The following is a 6,942-nucleotide window of genomic DNA, read 5'->3' on the forward strand; positions in this document are numbered from 1 at the left end:
TCGCGCGGGCTTGGTATGCTCATTAATTTTGGGCGTTTATCTCTAAATCCGCAACGGTGGCGAGCCGCGCGGCGTACGCGGCCGGGTAACGCGCCCTCACCCGGCGGCTTACGCCGCTCGGCTCGCCGGATCATCATTCGCCCCCACCGCCGGCCCGTGACAGGTTCAGCGCCAGCAGCTTCGCCAGTAGCTCGTCGTCGGAGAGGGTCGGCGGCCAGCCGTAGGCGGCGAACACGGCCGCGTCGAGCGCCCGGTGGGCGTTCGCCAGCCACGCCGGCCGCTCGTTGTACAGGTTCGTCAGCGTCCGCTTCTTGAGCAACGCAGCCGTGGCCGCGTCCTACGGGACCAGCCGCGGGTAGCGCACCGTGCCGACCCCGGCGGCGTTCGCGTCCACGACGTACCGCCGCCACGGGCCGTCGGTGCTGTCGGGGAACTCCAGCGTCTCCGTCCGATCACTGGACACTTGGTTCCTGGGATTTATTGAGTTCGATGCAGCCGCTTGGCCCTTACCCCATCACTACTTTTTTGAAAGAAAGCTGCTAGACTACCCTGCAATCTGGCTTACAGCAAATAAAGCTAAAGCTTAAACAAGAAACATAGGGGTCACACCCGCAGAGTATCAGGATAATATGCTCCAGAAGTGACGGGGCAAAAAATCATGCAAGAGACTGCGGCAACGCTGGAGAAGCAGATTCAACGAAAAGTTTCGGACCGTTGGACGCCGGATCTTGCTGCCGGTGGCTGGCTGGCGGTTCCCAACTTCTTCCTGAATCACTACCGCGATTTGAAGGACCCGCTATCCACTCACGAGTTTGTCCTCGTTCTCCATGTGATGCGACACAAGTGGTCGAAGGATGCTCCCTTCCCCTCGGCGAAGCGATTGGCGCGACTGATGGGAATTTCGTCCACAGCCGTGCGGAATCACCTTCGGTCATTGGAGAAGAAGGGCTACCTTCGGAAGGTGGCTCGGTCCGGCCGGTCAAATGCCCTCGACTTGACGCCATTGTTCAGCGCGCTGGAAGCCCTCATGCCCCTGGTGAACCCGCCAAAAGAGGCCCGTGAGGAGGAGGAAGTAACTGCCACGCTCGGATGATTTCGTGGAGCGACTTGCGATCATGCCTACCTTTATCGACGAGCGCGGCGACACAGGCACGCGACCGGATAGCGATTCCCACTTCCAGCTGGCTGCCGTATGGCTCCCAAATCAAGAGGTGGTCGAAACCTTTCGCACGCGCATGCGGACGCTTCGCGAGGAGCAGAAGTTGCCGCAAGACTACGAGTTCAAGTTCGCGAAGACGTGGACACAACTCGCGAGGCGGGAGGCTTTCTTTCGTTTCGCCTTGGACTTTCCGTTCCGCTTTGCTTTCGCGTCGCTCGACAAGCGATCCGCAGGATGCACGGACAGGACACACGCCCAAATTCACCAGGCCGTGGTGACCGAGCTTGCGGCGACTCTTCGCCCGTTGTACCTGTCTCACCTGCGACAGACGGGGTTGAGGCGACTCGGAGAACCCGTGACGGTTGACGACAACCAAGACGGGAGCTTTCTCAAAATCATCAAGGAAACCTTTCGCGGCATCGGTAAAGGCGAAACGCCGCCGGCGGACTTAATTGGTAAGGTGCGGTTTCGTGGCTCGGGGGCGGAAGATTTGTTGCAACTGGCCGACATGGTCGTTGGCGCTTGCGGAGCAAACGTCGAGGGCAATCCTGACTGGTATCGGTTGATCCTTGATCGAGATGTGGGACGAGTGATTCCCGTTTGACGGGAATGAAAAGAGCGGACCGTTTGGGGTCCGCCCTTCGTTTAGTTTGCACAAAGCCCGGAGTTACCCGAACCCTGTCCGAAACAGGTCAATTCAGAGTTCTTAGCCGGATGGCCGTGGCCCCGGCACCTGCCCGTGAGTGCCAGTTAACTTTAACCCCTCCAGGCATAGGAGTCAATAGACCCCTTTCAGAATTCTGACACGGAATCAGCTCTATAAACAGAACAAAATTGCCTCATCCCCTGTCAATTACCTGACTGGGGGCAACGACATGGACGCCCCCAGTTGGCTCCGCTTGTCTGGGTTCAGGATGCGCTCGAACAGCGTGCCGAAGATGGACGGCTCGATGTTCGCCCAGTCGTACCCGGCGACCTCGGCGAGCGTCTGGACCTCCCGCCGCTCCAGGTCGATCACCTCGGCGTCGGCGAACAGCCCGCCGTTGACCCACGGGATTTCGTCCGCCCCGAACAGCCCGCCCTTCTCGGCCATCGCCTTGAACAGCCCGCGGAGCAGCTTCGAGAGCTTGTCCGGCTCCCACTTCGCCCCCTTTACGGTCTTCTCGAACAGCTTCTCCGGCAAGAGGCCGATGTCCTCGGCAAACATGCAGAACATGAGCTTCATCAGGAAGTGGCCGGCGGCGTGCGGCTCGACGCCGCGGCCGCGGCCTCGGTGACCTGCGCCTGGGTTCGGCCGGGCTTCAGCTCGTCAGGGTTGGCGAACGCGGCCCGCGGCGTGGCGAGGTTGGCCGGGTCCGCCAGCCCGTCCAGGTCGAACGCGCGGACCTCCTTGACCGTGCCGGTGAAGTTCGTGTGGACCTCGAACCGGTTCAGGTCGCAGACGATCAACAGCGGCGGGTTGGCGAGGGCCTCGCGGTACCGCGAGAGCTGGCGGTAGGCGTCGGCGAGGTTCTTCCGCTTGCCCTTGTACTCCCAGCCGAAGAACCCCCGCCGCCACACGTCGGCGAACCCGCGGCCGCCGGCGTCCTTGTCCACGCCCTTCTCGAACGTGAACCAGTCGCCGGTCGGGTCGGCCTCCGCCGGCGTCGGCTGGCCGAGAGGCCGGCAGAGGTCGAGGAAGTGCTCCTGGCAGGCGGCCCGCTCCTTCAGTTCGGCGGGCTTCCACTTGGCGATGAACAGTTGGGGCGTCATGCCGCGAAATGTACCACGGCCGCGGGCGGATGGGTAGTGATGCGAGCCGCGCTCTCCAGCCACGGGTCCATGCCGGGGAACGGGGATGGCATCGCGACGCGTCTCCCCTTCTGCATACCCTACTTCCTCAGCTTCTCCAACCGGTCTTTCGCCGATTTGGCCCACCCGCTGCCGGCCGGGGCGTCCTTCAGCAACTTCGTCAGAATCCGCTCCGCGTCGGCCGGCTGCTTCGCCTCCTCGTAGGCGCGGGCCGCCTCCAGCACGGCCGCGTACCCGACCTCCGGGTAGTCGTAGGTGTAGGGCACCAACATGAGGGCCGCGGCCGCGTCGCCGTACTTCTTCTGCGCCAGCCGGCAGAGACCGATCTGCGTCTGCGCCCGCGCCGCGACCTCGGCCGTCGTCGCGCTGATGACGGCCTGGTACTGCGTGACCGCCTCGTCGTACTTCGATTGGTTCTGGAGCACCCAGCCGAGGCCGTAGCGGGCCTCCGGCACGTACGGGCTGTTCCCGTACCGCTGGAGCGTCGTCTCGAACGCTTGCTTCGCCGCGTCCCAGTTCTTCGCGGCCGCGAGCGCCTGGCCGAGGCGGAGCATCGCGCGGTCGCTGACGCCGGCGACGTTGTGGTACTCGCCCTTGTCGCGGAAGATTGCCAGCCGCTCGGCCGCCTTCGCGAACTCGGTCTGCGCGAACAGCGCCTCGGCGTGCCGGTAGATCGCCTGCGGCCTGTGCGGCGACTTCTCGTTCCCGGCCACCGTCTCGAACTGCGTCGTGGCCGCCTTGAACTCCCCCTTCGCCGACAGGCTGCCGCCGAGCTTCAGCCGCACCCGCTCCAACAGTTCGGGTGACACCGCCCTGTCAGTCGGCTCCTTGTCGATGGCCTCCTTCAGCAGCTTGATCGCGTCGTCGTGCTTTTCGCGGTCGGTCAGCAGTTCGGCCAACTCGTACCGCGCGTCGATGGACAGGGCCGACTCGCCGAAGTCCTGGATCAAACGCTGGTAGGCGTTGTTCGCGCGTTCCTCGGCCCGCTGGAGCGGCAGCTTCGCGAGCGGAAGCTCGGCCGGCTGCGGCGGCGGCTTCGCGCCGTCGGCCCGCGGCTTCGCCATTTCTTCCGTCCACTTCCGCAGCGCGTCCTGTCGCGCCCACTCGCGGGCCTGCGCCACCTCGTCGTCGGCGAGTGCGCGGTACGCCCACGCCGCGTCGTACAGCATCCGCGCCCGCGGCTCGCCGGTCGGCATGGCCTGCGCGAACTCGCCGCACCGCCGTTCGAGGGCTTCGCACGTCTGGTAGACCGCCTCGCGGCCCTGCTGAATCGTGCGGTCCGCGGCCGCGACCTGGTCGGGCTTGAGGTTCGGCTTGCCGCGCTCCTGCTTGCCGAGTTCGATCTGCTTCTTCGCGGCGGCGATGCCGGCCTGCCCGCCGCGGAGGGCCGCCTCCGCGCCGATGACCTTGCCCTTCGCGGCGGCCACGACCTCCTCGAACAACTTCCGTGCCTCCGGCAGCTTCCCGCCCTCCAACAGCGCGAGGCCGTGGTGGTACTTGAGCAGGTGCGCCCACTCGCTTCGCTCCTTGTCTTGCGAAAGGGCCTGCTCGTACTTCTGCCGGGCGTCCGCCATCACCTGCGCGGCCTCGGCCGCCTTGTTCTCATCTCGAAGCAGCGTCGCCAGATGCACGTAAGCCAGCGGCGCGACCGGGCTGTTCGCCCGGTCGCCGCCGGCGAACTGGCGGAGGTCGTTCATCGCCCCGCCGCGGTCGCCGGCCATCGCCCGGACCTTCGCCACCTCCAGCCGCGCGTGCCCGGCCTGGGCGCTCTTCGGGTAGTCCTTCTCCAGCTTCTCGAAGAACTCGCGGGCCTTGTTCAACAGCGTGTTCCGCTCGTTCGCGTCGGCCAGCGTCGAGCCGAGCCGCTTGAGACACAGGCCGAGCTTCATCAGCGCGTCCGGGGCGTCCGGCGACTTCGGGTTCGACGCGACGAAGTTCTCGAGCAGGCCGGAGGCGTTCGTCAGCTTCTCGCGGATGATGTTCTCGGCGAGCGCGTCGTCGGCCTTCGCCGGGGCGAGGCGGATGAGGCAGTCGGCGAGCAGGTAGCTGGCGGCCGATAACTCGCCGTTGCGGTCCGGGGCCGGGATCGCTTCGAGCGCCTTGGCCGCGGCGTCGAGGTCGTTGTTTTGCGCGAGGCAGACGCCGACGCCGTACCGGGCGTAGCTCGTGCGTTCAAATTCCGGGAACCGGTCCACCACGTCCTGGTACAGCTTCGCCGCCGCGTCGAACCGCTGCTTCCGCTCGGCGGCGCGGTTCGGGTCCGGGTTCTTGGCGAACTCCTGGGCCTGGGCGTAGGCGTTCTCCGCGCCGCGGAACACGACCGCCGGCATGAGCGTGCTCTGCGGGAACTTCTGCTTGAACTCGTTGCACCAGTGGTTCGACCGGTTCAGGTCGCCGGCCGCGCCCCACGCCGCGGCCAGGCGTTGGACGACCTCCTCGTGCCGGCGGTCGGGGAGCAGCTTCTCGTTCCAGACGACTTCGTAAATCGGGGCCGCGTCCTTGAATTGCTTGAGCGACTGCAGCGCGTCGCCGAGGTCCATGAGGATGTCGCCCCGCCGGCCGCGGGCGTCGGCGTCCCCTTGCTGCGAGAGCTTGTTCGCGGTGTCGGCCGCCTTGCGGAACGTGTCGATCGCGGCCTTGACCTTCGCGTCGCGGTCGGCCTCGGCCGTAGCCGCGACGCCGAGCTGCGCCTTGCCGAGCCAGTATTGGGCCTGGTCCGCGAGCTTCGGGGCCTTCTCGACGAGCGGCGCGAGCGTCTTCCCGGCCTCGTCGAACTGCTTCAGTTGCACCTGGCAGAACCCGACCCGGAGGGCGGCGTCCGGCACGAGCGGCGACGCCGGGTACGCGGCCGCGAACGCCTGGAACTTCGCGAGCGCGTCGGCGAACTTCCCGGCCTCGTAGTTCAGCGTCGCCCCGTGGAACGCGGCCCCCGCGACGTGTTCGGGCGAAGTGTTTACGAGAAGTTCGAGCCGGGCTTTCTCGGCCGGGTTCGCCTTGAACCGGTCCGGCTGCTTCAACAGTTCGACGGCTTCCTTCTTCTGCTTGTCGAACTCGGCCAGCACCGCGTCGTAGTGGACGGACGCCTCCGCCGTCTCGCCGCCGAGGTGGAGGACGCGGCCGACGAGGTAGCGGGCGTGCAACCCGACGGCGGGGTCCGCGAACGGCGCGATCTGGTTGAGCGCCCGCCCGGCGGCGGCGTAGTCTCTTTCGACGAAGCTCGCCAACCCGAAGTAGTAGAGCGCGAGCGGCCGGTGCTTGTTCTTCGCGAACACCGCCTCCTTCGTGACGGTTTCGAGCGTCTGCCGCGCGTCCTTCGGCCGGCCGAGCCGAAGCTGCATCTCCGCGAGGTCGCACCGGCTCCGCACGCCCATCTCGGCGTCCTTCTTGCCGTCGAACCAGTCGCGGGCCTCGCCGAACCGCCGCAGCGCGTCCTCGAACTTCGGCCCGGCCGCCTTCGCATCCTTCAGCCCGAGCATCCGCTGCGTCGTCGCGAGCTGGTACAGCACCCAGCCGCGCTCGGCGAAGTTGCCGTCCCCGGCCGCCTCCGTCAGCGGCTGCACGGCGGCCGCGTAGTCCGGCTCCCCGGCGTGGATCAACGTCAGCGCCAGCCCGTACCGCGCGGCCGTGCCTTGTTGGTTCGGGAACTTCGCGAGGACGTTCTTGAACTGGTCGCGGGCGGCGGGCAGGTTGCCGTCGTTGTAGACCTTGCGGGCCGCGTTGATCGCCATCTCCGCCTGCTGGTCCTGCGGAACCTGCGCGGCGAGCGGGAGGGCGAGAATCAGAACGACGGCGAGGGAGCGGGCCATGAGATGCTCCGAGGGAAGGGCGACGGAGGGCCGATACGTGAGACGTTCCGAACGGGGCGCTTGTTCCGCGTATTCTTTTCAGGGAAACTAAGCGCGTCACCGAGGTTCGTTGTTTTATTCCCTCCCCCCTTGGGGGGGAGGGTTAGGGAGGGGGGTAACCTCCCTTCCCCGGACGCGATCCTCACC

The 6,942-nt window shown here is 66.3% G+C and carries 6 protein-coding genes and 1 pseudogene; 2 read left to right on the forward strand and 5 right to left on the reverse strand.

The window, feature by feature from the left end; translation table 11 throughout:
• Positions 1–133: 133 nt before the first annotated feature.
• Both AC5JJ2_RS02640 and AC5JJ2_RS02645 read right to left on the reverse strand, forming a co-directional pair.
• Positions 134–325, reverse strand: a pseudogene (locus AC5JJ2_RS02640) (hypothetical protein); the annotation flags it as partial.
• A 12-nt stretch (positions 326–337) separates the two neighbouring features.
• Positions 338–463, reverse strand: a complete 126-nt coding sequence (locus AC5JJ2_RS02645) for a hypothetical protein (RefSeq protein ID WP_495856409.1) — start codon at positions 461–463, stop codon at positions 338–340.
• Between the two features lie 195 nt (positions 464–658).
• Between AC5JJ2_RS02645 and AC5JJ2_RS02650 the strand changes: the two genes are divergently transcribed.
• Positions 659–1,093 (forward strand): helix-turn-helix domain-containing protein, encoded by a 435-nt coding sequence (locus AC5JJ2_RS02650; RefSeq protein ID WP_495856410.1) that lies wholly within the window; start codon positions 659–661, stop codon positions 1,091–1,093.
• A 22-nt stretch (positions 1,094–1,115) separates the two neighbouring features.
• Positions 1,116–1,763, forward strand: coding sequence for a DUF3800 domain-containing protein (locus tag AC5JJ2_RS02655; protein ID WP_495856411.1), 648 nt, complete (start codon positions 1,116–1,118; stop codon positions 1,761–1,763).
• Positions 1,764–2,012: 249 nt separating this feature from the next.
• Here the strand turns inward: AC5JJ2_RS02655 and AC5JJ2_RS02660 are convergent, their stop codons facing one another.
• The 3 genes from AC5JJ2_RS02660 to AC5JJ2_RS02670 form a co-directional block, all read right to left on the reverse strand.
• On the reverse strand, positions 2,013–2,375 hold the full coding sequence (locus AC5JJ2_RS02660) for a type IIL restriction-modification enzyme MmeI (protein WP_495856412.1): 363 nt from the start codon (positions 2,373–2,375) through the stop codon (positions 2,013–2,015).
• Between the two features lie 8 nt (positions 2,376–2,383).
• The gene (locus AC5JJ2_RS02665; protein WP_495856413.1) at positions 2,384–2,911 is read right to left on the reverse strand and encodes a type IIL restriction-modification enzyme MmeI; all 528 of its coding nucleotides are present in this window, start codon (positions 2,909–2,911) and stop codon (positions 2,384–2,386) included.
• 119 nt (positions 2,912–3,030) lie between these two features.
• Entirely contained in the window at positions 3,031–6,756 is a 3,726-nt protein-coding gene (locus AC5JJ2_RS02670) for a tetratricopeptide repeat protein (protein ID WP_495856414.1), read from the reverse strand.
• Between the last annotated feature and the right edge of the window lie 186 nt (positions 6,757–6,942).

The organism is Limnoglobus sp. (assembly GCF_059499385.1).

Coding starts and splice junctions, on each gene's coding strand:
- AC5JJ2_RS02665 (WP_495856413.1), bottom strand. CDS start 2,911: ATGACGCCCCAACTGTTCATCGCCAAGTGGAAGCCCGCCGAACTGAAG.
- AC5JJ2_RS02650 (WP_495856410.1), top strand. CDS start 659: ATGCAAGAGACTGCGGCAACGCTGGAGAAGCAGATTCAACGAAAAGTT.
- AC5JJ2_RS02660 (WP_495856412.1), bottom strand. CDS start 2,375: ATGTTCTGCATGTTTGCCGAGGACATCGGCCTCTTGCCGGAGAAGCTG.
- AC5JJ2_RS02655 (WP_495856411.1), top strand. CDS start 1,116: ATGCCTACCTTTATCGACGAGCGCGGCGACACAGGCACGCGACCGGAT.
- AC5JJ2_RS02670 (WP_495856414.1), bottom strand. CDS start 6,756: ATGGCCCGCTCCCTCGCCGTCGTTCTGATTCTCGCCCTCCCGCTCGCC.